The sequence below is a fragment of the Solirubrobacter soli DSM 22325 genome, from assembly GCF_000423665.1.
Taxonomy (GTDB): domain Bacteria; phylum Actinomycetota; class Thermoleophilia; order Solirubrobacterales; family Solirubrobacteraceae; genus Solirubrobacter; species Solirubrobacter soli.
Map to the genome: position 1 here is coordinate 220,949 of NZ_KE384074.1, position 16,594 is coordinate 237,542.

Annotated in this window: 14 protein-coding genes; 4 read left to right on the forward strand and 10 right to left on the reverse strand. The window is 72.3% G+C overall.

The features are described 5' to 3' along the window. The first annotated feature begins 11 nt into the window (after window positions 1-11). Window positions 12-839 carry an SDR family oxidoreductase gene (locus tag G569_RS0143535; protein WP_028068064.1) on the forward strand — a complete coding sequence of 276 codons (828 nt, stop codon included), beginning with the start codon at window positions 12-14 and terminating at the stop codon, window positions 837-839. Between the two features lie 52 nt (window positions 840-891). Then, entirely contained in the window at window positions 892-1,569 is a 678-nt protein-coding gene (locus G569_RS56695) for an alpha/beta fold hydrolase (RefSeq protein WP_037503515.1), read from the forward strand. Window positions 1,570-1,597: 28 nt separating this feature from the next. Here the strand turns inward: G569_RS56695 and G569_RS0143545 are convergent, their stop codons facing one another. Genes G569_RS0143545 through G569_RS56700 form a run of 5 tightly spaced genes read right to left on the reverse strand, consistent with a single transcriptional unit; the run spans window position 1,598 to window position 6,513 of the window. After that, window positions 1,598-3,088 carry a CoA-acylating methylmalonate-semialdehyde dehydrogenase gene (locus G569_RS0143545; RefSeq protein WP_028068065.1) on the reverse strand — a complete coding sequence of 497 codons (1,491 nt, stop codon included), beginning with the start codon at window positions 3,086-3,088 and terminating at the stop codon, window positions 1,598-1,600. Window positions 3,089-3,098: 10 nt separating this feature from the next. Beyond that, a complete protein-coding gene (locus G569_RS0143550; RefSeq protein ID WP_028068066.1) occupies window positions 3,099-3,938 on the reverse strand; it encodes a Cgl0159 family (beta/alpha)8-fold protein in 840 nt (279 codons plus the stop codon). A 4-nt stretch (window positions 3,939-3,942) separates the two neighbouring features. Further along, a complete protein-coding gene (locus G569_RS0143555) occupies window positions 3,943-4,530 on the reverse strand; it encodes a hypothetical protein (RefSeq protein ID WP_028068067.1) in 588 nt (195 codons plus the stop codon). 46 nt (window positions 4,531-4,576) lie between these two features. Next, on the reverse strand, window positions 4,577-5,968 hold the full coding sequence (locus tag G569_RS0143560) for a hypothetical protein (protein ID WP_028068068.1): 1,392 nt from the start codon (window positions 5,966-5,968) through the stop codon (window positions 4,577-4,579). After that, window positions 5,965-6,513 carry a CAP domain-containing protein gene (locus G569_RS56700; RefSeq protein ID WP_053227867.1) on the reverse strand — a complete coding sequence of 183 codons (549 nt, stop codon included), beginning with the start codon at window positions 6,511-6,513 and terminating at the stop codon, window positions 5,965-5,967. The genes G569_RS0143560 and G569_RS56700 overlap by 4 nt, the downstream gene beginning before the upstream one ends. Window positions 6,514-6,668: 155 nt before the next feature. Here G569_RS56700 and G569_RS0143570 point away from each other — a divergent pair, with 155 nt between their 5' ends. Continuing rightward, the gene (locus tag G569_RS0143570; RefSeq protein ID WP_028068069.1) at window positions 6,669-7,496 is read left to right on the forward strand and encodes a class I SAM-dependent methyltransferase; all 828 of its coding nucleotides are present in this window, start codon (window positions 6,669-6,671) and stop codon (window positions 7,494-7,496) included. On the opposite strand, the gene G569_RS0143575 is transcribed toward G569_RS0143570, so the two are convergent. Next, complete coding sequence (locus G569_RS0143575; protein WP_028068070.1) at window positions 7,493-10,024, reverse strand: AAA family ATPase; 2,532 nt, start codon at window positions 10,022-10,024, stop codon at window positions 7,493-7,495. The genes G569_RS0143570 and G569_RS0143575 overlap by 4 nt on opposite strands. A 108-nt stretch (window positions 10,025-10,132) precedes the next feature. Between G569_RS0143575 and G569_RS0143580 the strand changes: the two genes are divergently transcribed. Next, window positions 10,133-12,307, forward strand: coding sequence for a methyl-accepting chemotaxis protein (locus tag G569_RS0143580; protein ID WP_028068071.1), 2,175 nt, complete (start codon window positions 10,133-10,135; stop codon window positions 12,305-12,307). Window positions 12,308-12,872: 565 nt separating this feature from the next. Here the strand turns inward: G569_RS0143580 and G569_RS0143585 are convergent. Genes G569_RS0143585 through G569_RS0143600 form a run of 4 tightly spaced genes read right to left on the reverse strand, consistent with a single transcriptional unit; the run spans window position 12,873 to window position 16,289 of the window. Next, window positions 12,873-13,232: a response regulator gene (locus G569_RS0143585; protein ID WP_028068072.1), complete on the reverse strand. Its 360-nt coding sequence runs from the start codon at window positions 13,230-13,232 to the stop codon at window positions 12,873-12,875. A 2-nt stretch (window positions 13,233-13,234) separates the two neighbouring features. Next, complete coding sequence (locus tag G569_RS56705; protein WP_169542387.1) at window positions 13,235-13,741, reverse strand: chemotaxis protein CheD; 507 nt, start codon at window positions 13,739-13,741, stop codon at window positions 13,235-13,237. Between the two features lie 17 nt (window positions 13,742-13,758). Further along, the gene (locus G569_RS0143595; protein WP_028068073.1) at window positions 13,759-14,349 is read right to left on the reverse strand and encodes a chemotaxis protein CheC; all 591 of its coding nucleotides are present in this window, start codon (window positions 14,347-14,349) and stop codon (window positions 13,759-13,761) included. Further along, window positions 14,346-16,289 carry a chemotaxis protein CheA gene (locus tag G569_RS0143600; RefSeq protein WP_028068074.1) on the reverse strand — a complete coding sequence of 648 codons (1,944 nt, stop codon included), beginning with the start codon at window positions 16,287-16,289 and terminating at the stop codon, window positions 14,346-14,348. The genes G569_RS0143595 and G569_RS0143600 overlap by 4 nt, the downstream gene beginning before the upstream one ends. Window positions 16,290-16,594: the final 305 nt, after the last annotated feature.

The window sequence follows — 16,594 nt, forward strand, 5'->3', positions numbered from 1 at the left end:
CGTCCGCGGCGATGACCCTCCAAGGCAAGACGCTGTTCATCTCGGGCGGCTCGCGCGGCATCGGCCTCGCGATCGCGCTGCGTGCCGCTCGAGATGGCGCGAACATCGCGCTGATCGCCAAGACCGCCGAGCCGCACCCGAAGCTCGAGGGCACCGTGTACACCGCCGCCGAAGCGATCGAGACGGCGGGCGGGACCGCGCTGCCGTTCGTCGGCGACATCCGCGACGAGGGCTCGGTGGGCGAGGCGGTGGCCGCCGCGGTCGCGAAGTTCGGCGGCATCGACGTCGTCGTCAACAACGCCTCGGCGATCGACCTGCGCGGGACCGAGGCGCTCGACATGAAGCGCTACGACCTGATGCAGGACATCAACACCCGCGGCACGTTCGTCGTCACCAAGGCCTGCGTCCCCCACCTCCGCGAGGCGGCGAACCCGCACATCCTCACGCTCTCGCCGCCGATCGGCCTCAAGCCGCAGTGGCTGGGCCCGCACATCGCCTACACGATCGCCAAGTACGGCATGTCGCTGTGCGCACTCGGCTGGGCCGAGGAGTTCCGCGAGGCCGGCATCGGCTCCAACGCGCTGTGGCCGCGCACGCTGGTCGCGACCGCCGCGGTCCAGAACCTGCTCGGCGGCGACGCGGCGATGGCCCGCGCCCGCAAGCCCGAGGTCTACGCCGACGCCGCCTACGCGATCCTGACTCGCCCCAGCCGCGAGTGCACGGGCAACACCTACCTGTGCGAGGACGTCCTCGCGGAGGAAGGGATCACGGACCTCAGCCCCTACGCCTACGTGGACGGTGCCGAGTTGCAGGTCGACCTGTTCGTCGACCACGTGTAGGCAGTCGAACGACGTAAGCGAAGGCGCAGCGCGACGCGGCACGATCCCGCGCATGAACATCGTCCTCGTACATGGCGCATGGGCGGACGGCTCCTGCTGGAGCGCGGTCATCCCGGCCCTGCAGAACGACGGCCACCGCGTCACCGCGGTCCAGCTGCCCGAGACGTCGACCACCGCCGACGTCGCCCGCGTGCGCCACGTGCTCAGCCTGCAGGACGGCCCCACCGTCCTCGTCGGACACAGCTACGGCGGCCAGGTCCTGACGGCGCTCGGCGAGGACGCGCCGAACGTCGCCGCGCTCGTCTACATCGCCGCGTTCGGCCTCGACGAGGGCGAGTCGCTCGGCGCGCTGCTCGGCGGCGGCCCGCCGACGCCGGCGCTCGAGCACCTGTTCGTCGACGACCAGCAGCTCGCCTGGATCCCGGAGGACGACTTCGTCACCCGCTTCGCGTCCGGCGTGGACCCGGAGAAAGCGCGGGTGCTCTTCGCCACGCAGCAGCCGATCTCGCTGAGCACGTTCGAGGACGTCATCGGGACCCCGACCTGGAAGCTGCACCCGTCCTGGTACATGGTGGCCAAGGCCGACCAGGCGATCCCGCCCGACGCCGAGCGCCAGTTCGCGGCCCGCATGGGCGCGACCACCGTCGAGGTCGACTCCGGCCACGTGCCGATGGTCAGCCACCCCGACGAGGTGACCGACCTGATCCGCGCGGCGGTTAAAGGGGCCTGACCCCTTTAGATAAAGGGGTCAGGCCCCTTTAGGTTGCGGTGGGGAAGTGCATGTGCGCCTGGTCGAGCGACTCGGGCCACCGGGTCGTGACGACCTTGGCGCGCGTGTAGAACTTCACGCCCTCTGGGCCGTGCATGTGGTGGTCGCCGAACAGCGACTGCTTCCAGCCGCCGAAGCTGTAGAAGCTCATCGGGACCGGGATCGGCACGTTGACGCCGATCATGCCGACCTGGATCTTGCGCTGGAAGGTGCGGGCGGCCTGGCCTGAGGCGGTGAAGATCGCGACGCCGTTGGCGAAGGAGTTGCGGTTGATCAGCTCGATCGCCTCGTCGAGCGTCCCGACGCGGGTGACGACCAGGACCGGGCCGAAGATCTCGTCGGTGTAGACCGACATGTCGGTGGAGACGTTGTCGATCAGGGTCGGGCCGACCCAGAACCCGTCGCCCTCGATCTGGAGCTCGCGCCCGTCGACGACGAGGTCGCCTTCGCCGCGCCCGATGTAGTCGACGATCCGGTCGCGGGCGGCGGCGGTGACGACCGGGCCCATCTCCGAGCCGGGCTCGAGCCCCGGGCCGACCTTCACGGCCAGCGCCTTCTCGCGCAGCTTCTCGACCAGCTCGTCGGCCGCGTCGCCCACCGCGACCGCGACGCTGATCGCCATGCAGCGCTGACCGGCCGAGCCGTAGCCGGCGGCGGTCAGGTGGTTGGCGGCGAAGTCGAGGTCCGCGTCGGGCATCACGATCGCGTGGTTCTTCGCCCCGCCCAGCGCCTGCACGCGCTTGCCCCGCGCGCTCGCCCGCTCGTGGATGTACTTCGCGATCGGGGTCGAGCCGACGAAGGACACCGCGGCGATGTCCGGGTGGTCGAGGATCGCGTCGACCGCCTCCTTGTCGCCGTGGACGACGTTGAACACGCCGTCCGGGAGCCCGGCCTGCTTGTAGAGGTCGGCCACGAAGTTGCTCACGGAGGGATCGCGCTCGGAGGGCTTGAGCACGAACGTGTTCCCGGTCGCGATCGCGACCGGGTGCATCCACATCGGGACCATGATCGGGAAGTTGAACGGCGTGATCCCCGCGCACACGCCCAGCGGCTGCCGGAACGAGTGCAGGTCGACGTCGGTGGAGACCTGGTCGGAGAACTCGCCCTTCGTCAGCTCCGCGATGCCGCACGCGTACTCGACGACCTCCATGCCGCGGATGACCTCGCCCTTGGCGTCCTCGAAGGTCTTGCCGTGCTCGGCGGAGATGATGCGCGCGAGCTCGTCCGTGTGCTGCACGACGAGCTCGCGGAACGCGAACATCACCCGCGCGCGGCGCACCACCGACGTGTCGCTCCAGGAGGCGAACGCGGCCTTGGCGGCCTGCACGGCGGCGTCCACGTCGGCGGCGCTGCCAAGGCGGACCTGGCGCTGCTCTGTACCGGTGGACGGGTCGAAGACGGGGGCGGTGCGGGACGAGGCGCCCGCGGTCGGCGCTCCACCGATCACATGGTCGATGGTCTCGAGCTGGACGGTGCTCACGGAGGGTTCCTCACGGTCTCTCTGGTTTCGTCGCTCCCACGGTAGCGGCGGCCGTGTCGACGGCCTTCGCCACGTCGTCGTCGTCTGGATACAGCAAAGAACGCCCGATGACCAGCCCCCGCACAGGCGGGAGCGAGAGCGCGTGCGCCCACGCGTCGTACGCCGCCGGCCCGCCACCGCCCAGGATCAGCGACGGCAACGTGGTCGCCGCCATCACCCGCTCCATGTCGGCCACGATCGGGACCTTCAGCCACGTGTAGGCCGAGGTCGTCCCGAGCGCGGACGCGATCGAGATCGCCCGCATCGCGCCTTCCGGCGAGCTGTCGGACCAGAACGGCTCGACCATCGCGATCCGCCGTCGCGCGGCCAGGTCGGAGACCGCGCGGGCGGAGGCCTCGAGCGTGCGCGGCGTGCGCTCGTCGTCCGGGTCGATGCGCAACAGCAGCTTGCCGCCCTCGAAGTCGAAGGCCTCGATCGCCGCCGCGTCGTAGGCCGTGAAGCGATCGTCGATCGTCCACCGCGCGCCCGCGATCCCGCCGCGGTTCATCGACCCGAAGACGACCTTGCCGTCGAGCGCCCCGAGCAGCAGCAGGTCCTCGATGATGTCCGGCGTCCCGAGCACGCCGTTGACGCCGGGCCGGGCGAGCGCGACGACGAGCCGGTCGAGCAGGTCGCCGCGGTCGGTCATCGGCTTCCCGCCCGCCTCGATCATCCCGCGCGCGGTGTGGTCGGCGGCGATCACCAACAGCTTCGCCGGCGGCCACGTCGGCCGTTCGCGGGCGGCCGCGGCCTCGGCGATCGCCTCCGGGTGCTGCAGGCGGGTCTCGACCAGGTACGAGAGGTCGGGCAAACGCTCAGCTCGCGGCGCGCAGCGCGAGCTCGACGTCGGCGCGCGCCGGGTGATCGGCGGGCATCTCCTCGGTCGCGTGCCCGAGCAGGAGGCGGCCGTCCTCCAGATCCTGCGGCCGTCCGGAGAGCTCGTGGCGCGCGAGCAGCGCGCGGCCGAGGTTCGCCGCCGCCAGCGCGCCGGCGTCGGTGCCCAGCAGCATCGTCCAGATCGCGATCGCCTCGTCGAGGTCCGCCGGGTCGCGATCGGCGTGGAAGCGCAACATCAGCCACGCGGCCGTCGACATCCGCACCTGGAGGTCCGCAAACGAACCCGGCCGGGCGTGGGTGCGTGCGAACTCGAGCGCGCGGCGGGCCAGCGCGAGGTCCTTCGCCGTCTGACGCACCTCAAAGCGGCGGGCGTAGAGCATCGATGCGGCGAGGTGGGCGTCGACGAGCTCGGCGGGCTCGCAATCCCCCAGCCCGCCGTCCTCTACGAGGCTCTCCCACACGGCGATCCCCGCGTGGACGTCGCGGGCATCCTGAGTGCGCGCGAAGCGACGATCGGCCGCCGCCGCCGCGAGCACGAAGTGACGAAGGAACTCGTCCAGGCGCATCCCCGCGGCATGATCGCCCGGAGCGGCCGCATTCGCAAGGGTTCCCTCATCGGGCTCTCCGCGTGGCCCGTTTCGCCCGTTGCAGTCCGATCGCGCCCACCGGCGCCGTCTCTGCGCTCGTCGATCCGGCCGCGCCGTCGGCGTTGCCGGCGATCACCGTCACCCGCAGGCGACGACCGAGATCGGGGGCGCCCGGCGTGTAGCGCTGTCGCGTCGCGCCGGCGATCGCGCGCCACCCGCGCGCGGTCAGGCGCTCCCACTGGAAGCCGAAGGTCGTCGGGCGGTTCAGCCAGCGTCCGTTGCTGACGCTCAGCGCCGTTCCGCGGCGCGGGGTGCCGATGACGACGGGCCCGTCGGTCGCCGCCGGCGGCGACGGGACCCACAGCTCGCCGCCGCCGCAGCCAGGCGCGAGCTCGGCGCAGTCCGCGAAGAACGCCGAGTCGTAGGTGTTCCAGTGCGTCGCCAGGTAGCTGTCGGGCGGCGGCGCCGGGTTGAAGTAGTCGTCGCGCCCGCAGTCGTAGCTCTGCGGGATCATCCCGTCCAGGCGCGGGCAATCGGTGACCAGCTCGTGCGCGGCGCTCGAGTCCTCCGTGTAACACATGACGTCGGCGCCCTGCCAGCAGTGGCCGTAGCGGGGATCGCTGCCGCCGGCGGGCTGGGTCGAGTGCGGAGCGCTCCACTGCACGGCGCCGAGCGTGTGCGTGATCTCGTGCAGGAAGCCCTCGGGCCACCACCCGCGCGCGCCCGGCCCCGGCGCGGGAGCGCCGTCGCGGCTGAAGAGGATCGCCGACAGCCCGCCGCGGTTGTGCGGGTTCTCCGGCCCGGGCCGCTCGCCCGCCGCCCCCATGAACGTCTCCCCCAGCCCGTACTCGACCGCCCCGCCGGCCAGGCCGTCGGCGAGGATGACCGCGTTGCGCGCGGTCCCGTCGTCGCCGATCGCGGTCCGCACCGCGCTCGCCAGGGCGCCGAAGTCGTCGGCGTACTGCGCGCGCGGTCCGGGCAGCGCGACCGTCTGGATGTCGGCGAACGTCGGCCCGCAGCTCGTTCCCATGTCGAAGCGCAGCGCCTTGCGCCCGCCGGTCTGCGCGCTGAGGAAGCGCTGGGTGATCGCCACGTCGGCCTGCAGGGCGTCCGCCCATTCGGCGAACCGGTTCGGCCGGTCGGCGGCGAACGCGTAGACGACCTTGATCCGCGCGCCGGCGGTGGCGGCGTGCGCCACGTCGTCGTCGCCGCGCGGCTCCCCGCACCAGGCGACGGGCAGGCCGTCCGCGCCGCCCGCCTGCTCCTGCGCGGTCGCGACGGCCACCGCGAGGTTGATGTCGGCCAGCTCCGCGCGCGTGTCCCGATGGATCGACACCGCGGCGGGGCGCGACGTCGCCGACAGCGACGTCGCGACGAGCACCGACAGTCCGAACAGCCCGGCGCGGACCATGGTCATGACCGGACGCCGAAGTCGATCGTGTAGGTGGCGCCCACGCCCGCGTCCTGCGGGACCCCCAACCGGATGCCGACGCCGATGTCGCGGTAGGCCTTCTTGAGCAGGTTCGCGCGGTGCGCCGACGAGCGCATCCACGCGTCCACGACACCGCGCGCCGTCGACAGGTTGCCGGTCCCCCAGGCGAGGTTCTCGCCCAGCGAGTAGCCGTCGTTGCGCGCGACGTAGCGCGCGGCGAGGATCCGGTCGACGAAGTCCGAGCCGTCGGCCGAGTCGTGCGCGAAGTAGGACTCCTCGACCATCTCGTCCGAGTGTCCGGCGGCCGCGCGCCGCAGCCGGGTGTCCGCGCGCAGGGAACGGAGCCCGCGCTCGGCGCGCTCCTCGTTGTGCAGGCACACGACGGCGCTGCGCACCCGGTCGAGGTTGTCGGGAGCCGGGTACAGGTCCGCGTCAGCGCAATCCGCGCGAGCGATGGTGGGTGTGGCGAGCACGCAGCCCGCAGCGAGCGCGGCGCAGAGCGCCCCGCGAGGGGTGGGGAGGATCGACATGACTCACTCTCTGGACGCTCTCGCTTGCTTTCTTAAAGCGTCCAGATGTAAGGACGTGTTGCTCGCGTCAAACTTGCGGTAAACCACCGGAGCGCGCCCAAGATAGGGAACGGTTCCCGATGCGCTCCCTATATGGACGCCCGTAGCTTCGGTCCATGGCTTCAATCACTGATTCCGACCGAGAGCTCAAGGAGCGCCACCGCACGATGTGGGCCTCCGGCGACTACCCGGAGATGGTCGAGACCTTCCTGCTGCCGCTCGGCCCCCGCCTCGTCGAGGCGTGCCGCATCGGCGCGGGCGTGAGCGTGCTCGACGTCGGCGCGGGGACCGGCAACGCCGCGATCCCGGCCGCCCAGCGCGGCGCCCACGTCACCGCGTCCGACCTCACCCCCGAGCTGCTGCAGGCCGGCTCGCGCGTGGCCGAGGCGTCCGCGACCGAGCTCGAGTGGGTGACCGCCGACGCCGAGCACCTCCCGTTCGAGGACGAGTCCTACGACATCGTCATGTCCTCGATCGGCGTCATGTTCGCCCCCCACCACCAGCAGGCCGCCGACGAGCTCGTCCGCGTCTGCCGCGCCGGCGGGACGATCGGCCTCCTCAGCTGGACCCCCGAGGGCATGCTCGGCGCGCTGTTCCGCATGATGGGCCAGTTCGCGCCGCCGCCGCCCGCTGGTGCCTCCCCGCCTCCGCTCTGGGGCTCCGAGACCCACCTCAAGGGCCTGATGGGCGACGCCGTCGAGTGGCGTTCGATGGAGCGTCAGGTCCTCGACATCACCGCCTTCAAGCACCCGCTGGCCTACGGCGAGTTCTTCAAGGCCCGCTACGGCCCGACGATCGGCATCCGCGCCAACGCCGCCCGCAACGGGCGCGCCGAGGAGTTCGACGCCGCGCTGGACGACTTCTGCCGCGAGTGGAACGTCGGCACCGAGACCGAGGCCCGCTTCGAGATGGAGTACCTGCTCGCGGTCGGCACGCGCGTCTAGGCGATACCGAGGCGCTCCAACGCGGCGCCGGCTTCACGCCGCGAGGAGACGCCGAGCTTGCCCAGCACGGCCGAGACGTGGTGATCGACCGTCTTGGGCGCGATGACCAGCGCCTGGGCGATCTCCACGTTGGTGGCGCCGCGCACGATCAGGTCCAGGACCTCGGTCTCGCGCGGCGTCAACCCGGCCGGTCCGGACTTGGACGCGGCCCGCGGCCCGCGCGGGATCCGGCGCACGCCGTCGGCCCGCAGCCGCCGCCTGAGCCGCAGCGCCGCACGTTCGGCGCCGAACGCGTCGAACGTGGTCAGCGCTTCTAGGCGCGCCTGCTCATCGTCGCCCTCCGAGAGCGCCTCCGCGCGCTCGTACGGGTAGCCGATGTCGGCCCACGCGGCCGCCGCCGCGCGCCAGTCGCCCGCGATCGCCGCCGCGTACGGGACGGGATCGTCCTCGCGCGGCGGCGCCGGCGCTCCCGCGCGCCAGAGCCAGAACCCGAGCTCCGCCCTCGCCCACCGGTCGTTGAGCTCGTCGGCCAGCGCGTACGCGGGCCGCGCGATCGCGATCGTCGCCTCGAGGTCGCCTTCCAGCCATGCGTGCTCCGCGCGCGCCGCCGCGGCGGGCCCGAGGCGCTGGAGCTCCTGCGTCTCGACCGCGAGCTCCCATGCCTCGTCGAGGATCGCGCCCGCGGACGGGTCACCGCGCCGCGCCGCCAGGCGGCCGAGCACGATCAGCGACGGGCACTGGCTGACCCCGAACTGCTTGCCCATCGCGATCGAGTCGTGCGCGTCGACCTCGGCCGCGCGCCACTCGCCGCGCCGCACCCGCAGCGTCGCGCGCATCCCGAGCGCGTACTGGTAGTAGCCGTCGAGCTCGCGCTCGCGCGCGAACCGCAGCGCGCGCTCGATGTCCTCGTCCACGCGGCGGTCATCGCGGCGGCGCATCAGCGTGCCGGTGGCGAGGTTCACGAGCGCGCGCACCGCGTGCTCGTCGTGGCCGATCCCGGCCGCCAGCACGAACCCCTCCTCGATCAGCGCCCGGCCGCGGTCCCCGCCGGGGCCGAAGAACGTCGCCGTGCCGAGGTTCGTGAGGGCGTGGGAGATGATCTCGGCGTCGTCGAGCGCGCGCGCCAGCGTGACGGCGCGCACGCCGAGCTCGATCGCGTACTGCGCGTCCTCGGAGAGCATCGCGAGCTGCGAGCGGGCGCTGATCGCCATCGCCAGCTCGCGACTGTCGGGGAAGGCTTCGAGGACCTCGATCGCCTCGTCGCCGCGGTTGCGGGCCTCCTCCCCCTGTCCCGACCACCAGAGCACGCGCGAGAGCCAGCGCAACGCGTCGCCCTGCTTGAGCGGGTCGTGCTGGTGGTGGGCGAGCAGCGCGCGGGCGGACTGGACGGCGACGTCGAGGCGGCCGCAGAGGTAGGCCTCGCTGGTGATGCCCTCGAGCGCCTCGGGGTCCTCGCCGCCGGCGGCCGCGTTCGCCGCCTCCCAGTGGGCGAGCGCCTGCCGGTGGCCCGATGCGGCGCTCGCCGCCTTCGCGGCCTCGGGGGCGAGGCGGCGGATCGCGTCGACGTCGCCCGCCCGGCGCGCGTGATGGACGAGCCGGGCGAGGTCGGCGTCGCCTGAGTCCTCCAGGGCGCGCAGCACCTTCTGGTCGAGCTCGCGGCGGCGGACGGGCGAGATCGCCTCCTCCACGGCGAGCCGCGCGAGGTCGTGGCGGAAGGCGAGCGTCTCGCCCCGCAGCTGCAGCAGGCCGGCGTCGATGCAGGCGTCGATCGCCGCGGCCGGGCCGGGGATCAGCTTCAGCTCGGTCGCGCCCGGCACGACCGCGCACAGCTCGACGACCTCGCGCGCGGCGGCGTCGAGCATGGTGAGGCGGAAGGAGACCGCGTCGCGGACGCTCGCGGGGAGCTGGCCGGGGGGCGTGGCCAGCGCCTCGGTGACGAAGAAGGGGTTGCCGCCCGTGACCGTGTAGAGGTCGGCGGCGTCGCGACCCGCTTCGCGCGCGAGTTGCGCGACGGCGTCGGCGGACAGCGGGTCGGGCTCGATCCGGCGCACGCACTCCCGCGGCAGCGCGCTGAGGACGCGGCGGACCTCGGGCAGCGCCTCGTTGCGGCTCGTGATGATCAGGCAGCCCGGCGAGCGGACCAGCCGGCGGCCGAGCAGCGCGACGAGGTCCAGCGTCGCGTCGTCGGCCCAGTGCAGGTCCTCGATCACCAGGACGGCCGCGTCGGCGAGCTCGTCCAGGGCCGCGGTGAGCACGGGCTCGCGGCCGGCGTCGATCACCGCGGCGAGGCGGCCGCCCGCCTCGCGCGCGACGTCGCGCAGCGGGCCGAGCGGGCGCGGGGTGATCAGCGGGTCGCACGCGCCCCAGAGGACGCGGCGGTCGGTCAGGCTCGCCGTCACGGATGTGACCAGCGCGGTCTTGCCGATCCCGGCCTCGCCGAGCACGAGCGCGACCCGCCCGGCCTCGCGCGACTCCGCCAGCGCCGCGGTCAGGCTGCTCCGGTCGCGTTCACGCTCGAGAAGCTCCAACGTGGGCGGAGCCTAACCCGCGTTCGCATGAGGACGCAATGAGCGACTCGTACTAAATCCTGGAGCGCGCCGGCCGATAAGGGAACCAAACGCTCGGAAGGCAACTCCATGAACCCGCTGAACCTGCCTGCCGCGCTGATGGCGCGGCTGACCTACGCGCGGAAGTTCGCGCTGCTGGGCCTCGTCCTGCTCGCGCCGGCGGCCTTCGCGCTGCACGCGTACTGGAACGTCCAGGGCGACACACTCGCGTTCGCCGACTCCGAGCGGGTCGGCGTCCGGTACCTCGCGCCCGCGAACGAGCTGGCGCTGCGGGTCATCGCGGCGCGCAGCCTCGCGGTGCGGGCACAGACGGGTGACGCCGCCGCGGGCTCGGGGTTGCCGGACGCGCTGAAGGGCGTCGAGTCCGCCGTCGCCGCCGTCGACGCCACCGACAAGGCCGACGGCGCCGCCATCAACATGAACAAGGCTTGGGCGGACGCGCGCGAGACGATCCTCGCGGGCAAGGACGCGAAGTCGCTCGACGCCGCCGCGGCCGCCGCGGTCGGCCTGATCGTCTCCGTCGGCGACGGCTCCAAGCTGATCCTCGACCCCGACCTCGACTCCTACTACGTGATGGACACGCTCATCACGAAGCTGCCGGGGATGGCCGACAACGCCGGCCGCGCGGGTGACCTGCAGGTGGTCGTGACGGCCAAGGACACGCTCGATCAGCGGATCGCCCTCGCGGGTGCGCAGGGCGCGCTGCGGGCGACGACGGCCGCGATGGGCTCCGGCCTTCAGACCGCGTTCAAGAACACCGCGGACGCGGGACTCAAGCCCGCGCTGAGCGACGGGCTGGGAGCCGCGTCCGGCGCCGCCGAGCAGGTCGCCGCGGGTGTCGATCCCACCGGCTCCGGCAAGGTCGCGTCCGACAACGTCGCGCGTGGCGAGGCCGCCCTGGCGGCGATTGCCGCGCTGCAGAAGACCGCGGCGCCGCGCCTGGACTCGCTGCTCGTCGCGCGCATGGACAAGTTCTCCGCCGCGCGCAACCGGGTCGCGTTGATCGTCGTGATCGCCGCGGTGTTGGCCGGCTTCCTCTTCCTCGGGTTCTTCGTCTCGACCCGCCGCACGGTGGCGGACATCTCCGAGCGCCTGACCGACCTGCGCGACCACGACTCGCGCGATCTCTCGGCCGCGCTCGACGCGCTGGCCGCCGGCGACCTGACGGTCGAGCTGGAGCCGCGCACGCAGCCGATCACGGTCGCCACGCGCGATGAGCTGGGCCAGATCGCGGTCGCCGCCAACGAGATCATGGACGCCACGCACGCCTCGATCGATGGCTACAACCGCATGCGCGGTGAGCTCGCTTCGCTGATCGGCACCGTCTCGGCCAACGCCGGCACCGTGTCTGCCGCCTCGCAGCAGATGGTCGCCTCCTCGGAGGAGACCGGCCGCGCCGTCAACGAGATCGTGCGCGCGGTCAACGAGGTGGCGTCCGGCGCGGAGCGTCAGGTGCGGCTCGTCGAGTCCACGCGCACAGCGGTCGAAGAGGCCGCCCGCGCCGCCGCGTCCTCCGCCGGGATCGCCGTCGCGACCAACGAGGCCGCCGACAGCGCCCGTCGCGCCGCCGCCGACGGCGCCCGCACCGCCGAGGACGCGACCGACAGCATCCGCCGCATCGCCGACTCCAGCGCCGCCGTCGAGGCCGCGATGGACGAGTTCTCCGCCCGCTCGCGCACGATCGGCGGGATCGTCGACACGATCACCTCGATCGCCGAGCAGACCAACCTGCTGGCGCTCAACGCCGCGATCGAGGCCGCCCGCGCGGGCGAGGCGGGCAAGGGCTTCGCCGTCGTCGCCGAGGAGGTCCGCGGCCTCGCCGAGGAGTCCCGCGCCGCCGCCGCCCAGATCACCGGCATCGTCGAGGCGATCCAGGTCGAGACCGGCCACGTCGTCGAGGCCGTCGCCGAGGGCCACCGCCACACCGAGCACGGCGTCGCGACCGTCGCCCAGTCCCGCCAGGCCTTCGAGGAGATCGGCGTCACCATCGAGGAGATGGCCTCGCGCGTCTCCGACATCTCCGCCGCCGTCGAGCAGATCACCGCCGAGGCCGAACGCGCCTCCGGCGAGGTCTCCGACGTCGCCGCCGTCGCCGAGCAGTCCTCCGCCGCGGCCCAGGAGGTCTCGGCCTCCACGTCCCAGACGGGCGACTCCGCCTCTGAGATCGCGGTGTCCGCCCAGGGCCTCGCGACGACGGCCGCTGAGCTCAACGAGCTCGTGGGCCGCTTCGTTTTGACGCGTTAGACGCCGTGGCATCGGTGGGCGCCGCGGCATTGCGGCGCCGTGCCGACTCGCCGCGCGTGCAGGGAGACCGTCAAGGTACGGGCCACGGAGACAGTGCGAGGAGCGGTTGTGGTCGCTTTCGGCGGCTGCGGCGCTTCTCGACCACAATCGGACTGTTCGAGCTGGCGCGTTGATGGGGGTGCGGACGCTAAGTGCGGTCTGACCGCACTGGGCGTCCACACCCCCCTCGCCCAACCCGCCCGGGGACCGAAAAGCGATCACGCGCCCTCGGCGAGAGGCGCCGCTGCCGATCGGGGTCATCCGCCATCCTCGCTCTGTCTCCGTGGCCCGTAACTTGACGGTCTCCCTGCACGGCGCGGCGAGTCACCGTGGCCAGGCGCCACGGCGGACGGCGGCACGACCGGCGGGGCCGGGGCGCAGCAGCGTCCCCCCTCCCTCGGTGCTAGGCCGTTCCCGAAGACCGGTACGCCCCCGCAACAAGGCGGCGCCCACCGATGCCACGGCCCCTTAAACGACGAAGGCCCGCCACAACGGGCGGGCCTTCGAACGACGCAACAGGGAGTGCTTAGGCGAGCGCCTTCGCGACCGCCTCCTGCACGCGGGCCGGCTGGAAGGGCTTGACGACGAAGTCACGCGCGCCGAGCTTGATCGACTCGAGGACCTTGGACTCCTGGCCGAGCGCGGAGCACATGATCACGCGGGCGGTGGGGTCGAGGGTCATGATCTCGCCGAGGGCCTGGAGGCCGTCCTTCTCGGGCATCGTGATGTCGAGCGTGGTGAGCTCGGGCTTGAGCGCGCGGAAGGACTCGACGGCCTCCGCACCGTTGCAGGCCTCGCCGATCACTTCATGACCGGCCTTCGAAAGGGCGTCGGACACCATCTTGCGCATGAACGCGGCGTCGTCGACGACAAGAACGCGGGCCATGGTTAGGCCACCTCCTGAAGGGTTCGTGTGGGGAGCTTGTTGGAAGTTGAGGGGAAGAGTTGGCCGTCCTTGCCGCCGGCCTCGCGGACCAGGACGATGCCGGTCTTCGGGTCGACGCGGACGGTGCGGCCGCGCGAGCCGCCGGTGGCGGACGCGTGGACGCGGATGCGGGCGCTGGCGAGCTGGGCCTTGACGGCGGCCTCGTTGCGGGCGCCGACCTCCATCGAGCCGCCGATCGCGGCGAACATGCTCGCGCCGCCGACCAGCACGGCCTCGAGCATCGGGCGACGGGCACCCAGCGCGCAGACGCGGTTGATCAGCTCGGGCACGGCGTGGTCCGCGAACTTGAAGCGGTTGACTTCGGTGTGGCCGCCCGAATCGGGCAGGACGACATGGGCCAGGCCGCCGACGCCCATCCGGCGATCGAGCAGCACCAGGCCGATGCACGAGCCGAGGCCGAGCGTGACCAGCGTGTCACCAGGCGTTTTGGATGCGGCGAGTTCGCCCATCCGGACCATCGTGTCGCTCATGACACGCCCAAGCGGCTCAGCAGCTCACCGGCACCACCGTGGTCGGGAGACAGCAGGAAGACGATCGAACAGCCTTCGCCTTCGACGATCATGCTGGAGTCGAGCAGGAGCGCTTCGTCGCTGACCGCCGCGCGGGTGGCGAGGACGGTCTCCACGAGCGAGCCGAGCATGTCGGTCGCGGTCGCGGGCGGCGTCGGCTCGAGCGCGAGACCGGTCATGCCGGCGAGCGCGTTCAGGTACGAGGTGCCGACGACGTTGCCGATCTCGCCCAGCGCCGACTCGGCGTACTCCGAGTCCGGCTCCAGGCCGAGCAGGCCGCAGACAGCAGCGGCGTCCGCGGGTGTGAGGAGCATGAGCACGATCGACGGCATGTCGCCCTCGACGCCGAGCGCGATGCCCGTGACCTCGGACTCGGGCGCGCCCATCTCCTCGACGGCCTGTCCCATCGGGACGACACGGGCGTCGGGGACGGTGAGGTCGACCGGGCGGCCGAGCATGCCCGAGAGGGCGGTCGACGCGTTGCCCGCGCCGATGTTCGCGAGCTCGCGTAGAGCGTCGAGTTGGATGTCGTTGTAGGTCGCGCTCACGCGGCCACTACTCCTCGGGGTTGTGTGGCTTCCGCGACTGCGTCGCAGTCGACGATCAGGGCGATCTGCCCGTCTGAGAGCACGGCGGCTCCCGAAAGCGCAGATCCTTCGGAGACTTCCGGCGGCAGCGGGCGCGTCACCAACTCGCGCTGCCCGTCGAGGACGCTGACCGCGAACGCGAGCCGCTCGCCGTTGCCGCGCACCACGACCGCGTACGCGGCGTCGGTCGCGGGCGAGCCGCCGAACTGCTCGGCGGCGTCGACCAGCGGCAGGACACCGTCGTTGAGGACGAGCATCTGCCGCCCCGCGACGCTGCGGATCGGCAGGTCCGAGGTGCGGACGGTGCGCTCGATGCGATCGAGCGGGATCGCGAACGGGCGGCCGTCGGCCTGCACGATGAGCGCCGTCATGATCGCCAGCGTGAGCGGCAGGCGGATCTCGGCGGTCGTGCCCTTGCCGAGCTCGGAGAGCAGCGTGACCTCGCCGCCGAGCTCGCGGATCGCGACGCGGACGGCGTCCATCCCGACGCCACGGCCGGAGATGTCCGAGGTGGTGTCGGCGGTCGAGAAGCCCGGGTGGAAGAGCAGCTCGGCGGCGCGGGCCATGTCGATCTGCTCGTCGCCGATCAGGCCGCGCTCGCGCGCCTTGCGGGCGACGCGCTCGGGGTCGATGCCGCGGCCGTTGTCGCTGACCGAGATGAGCACGTTGCCGCCGGCGTGGCGGGCCTCGATCGTCACCTTGCCGGTCGGCTCCTTGCCCGCCGCCTCACGCTCTGCCGGCCCCTCGAGGCCGTGGTCGAGCGCGTTGCGGATCAGGTGCACGAGCGGGTCGCCGAGCGAGTCGACCACGGAGCGGTCGAGCTCCGTGTCCTTGCCGATGAGCTCGAGCTCGACCTGCTTGGAGAGCTTGACCGAGAGGTCGCGCACGAGCCGCGGGAAGCGCAGCAGCACGGCCTCGACCGGGATCATCCGCACCTGCATGACCATCGCCTGCAGCGCGTGCGACGTGCGGGTCAGGCCCTGGATCGCCTGCTGCAGGCCGGGGACCTCGGCGTGCGCCGCGAGAACCTCGACCTGGGTGCGGTTGAGGACCAGCTCGCCCATGGCGTGCATCAGCTGATCGAGCCGCTCGGCGTCGACGCGGACCGTGGAGGAGCCATGGTGCGGGCGGTTGGTCGTCTCGGCGCGGGCGGCCGGCGTGGCGGCGGCCGCCGCGGCGGTCTCGACCTCTTCGACGCCGTCGACGGCGGCGTCGGCGACGGCCTCGGTGACCTCGGCCTCGGCGACGTCAGGGATGCGGGAGACCGCGGCGTGCAACTCGCCGTCGGTGTTCTCGCTGACGAGCCAGGCGACGATCTCGCGGCCGTTGAAGGTGTCGACGTCGGCGGGCGCGGGCACGCAGGCGAGCGTCTCCCCCAGCTTCGCGGCGGCGGCGAGGACCATGTAGGCGCGCACGGACGGCATGTCGACGTCGTCGCGCAGCGTGGCCGTGATCTGGACGACGCGGCGGCCCTGAGCCATCTCGCTCAGGTCGCTCGGCGCCTCGATCTCGCTCGGCGCGTCCCCGTCGGCCGTCTCGCCCCCGTCCTCGCGGACGAGCGCTTTGAGCCGCTGGATGAGCGGGTCGGGGGCAATAGCCTCGGCGCCGGTGTCGTCGATCGCGTCCACGGCGGCCTCGAGCATGTCGAGACACTCGAGACAGACGTCGATCTCCTCACGCGAGAGACCATTCTTCCGCTGACGGAGAAGTTCGAAGACGTTCTCCATCTCGTGGGTGAGCGCCGCCATCCCGGCGAAGCCCATAGTCGCGCTCATGCCCTTCAGCGAGTGCGCGATCCGGAAGATCTCGTCGACCGTCTCGCGGTCGTCCGGGGTCTCCTCGATTCGCACGACCGCGAGGTTGAGCTCCTGAAGGTGCTCCCGGCCCTCGGCCAGGAACATCGGTAGGTACTCAGATACTTGATCCACGAGTGATCAATCGGCCGCAGCGCGAAAGACTGGAACGCAAAGCTTCCATTTGGGGCAGGGAACTGAGCGATCCGCCAGTTGGAACGGTTGCGCCGGCAACATAAGATCGCCCGCAGCTTGCCGCTCCGCCGTGCCCGACCGCCTCGCCTCAGCGTCCTCGAACCCGGACGCCGCCGCGCGCCACGGCGCCTCACACCAGCGCTTTTGACCGCCGCGCTCGTCGTCGCCGGCATCGCGGTCGCGGTCGTACTCGCGCTGTAACCGTCATCATTGCCGGG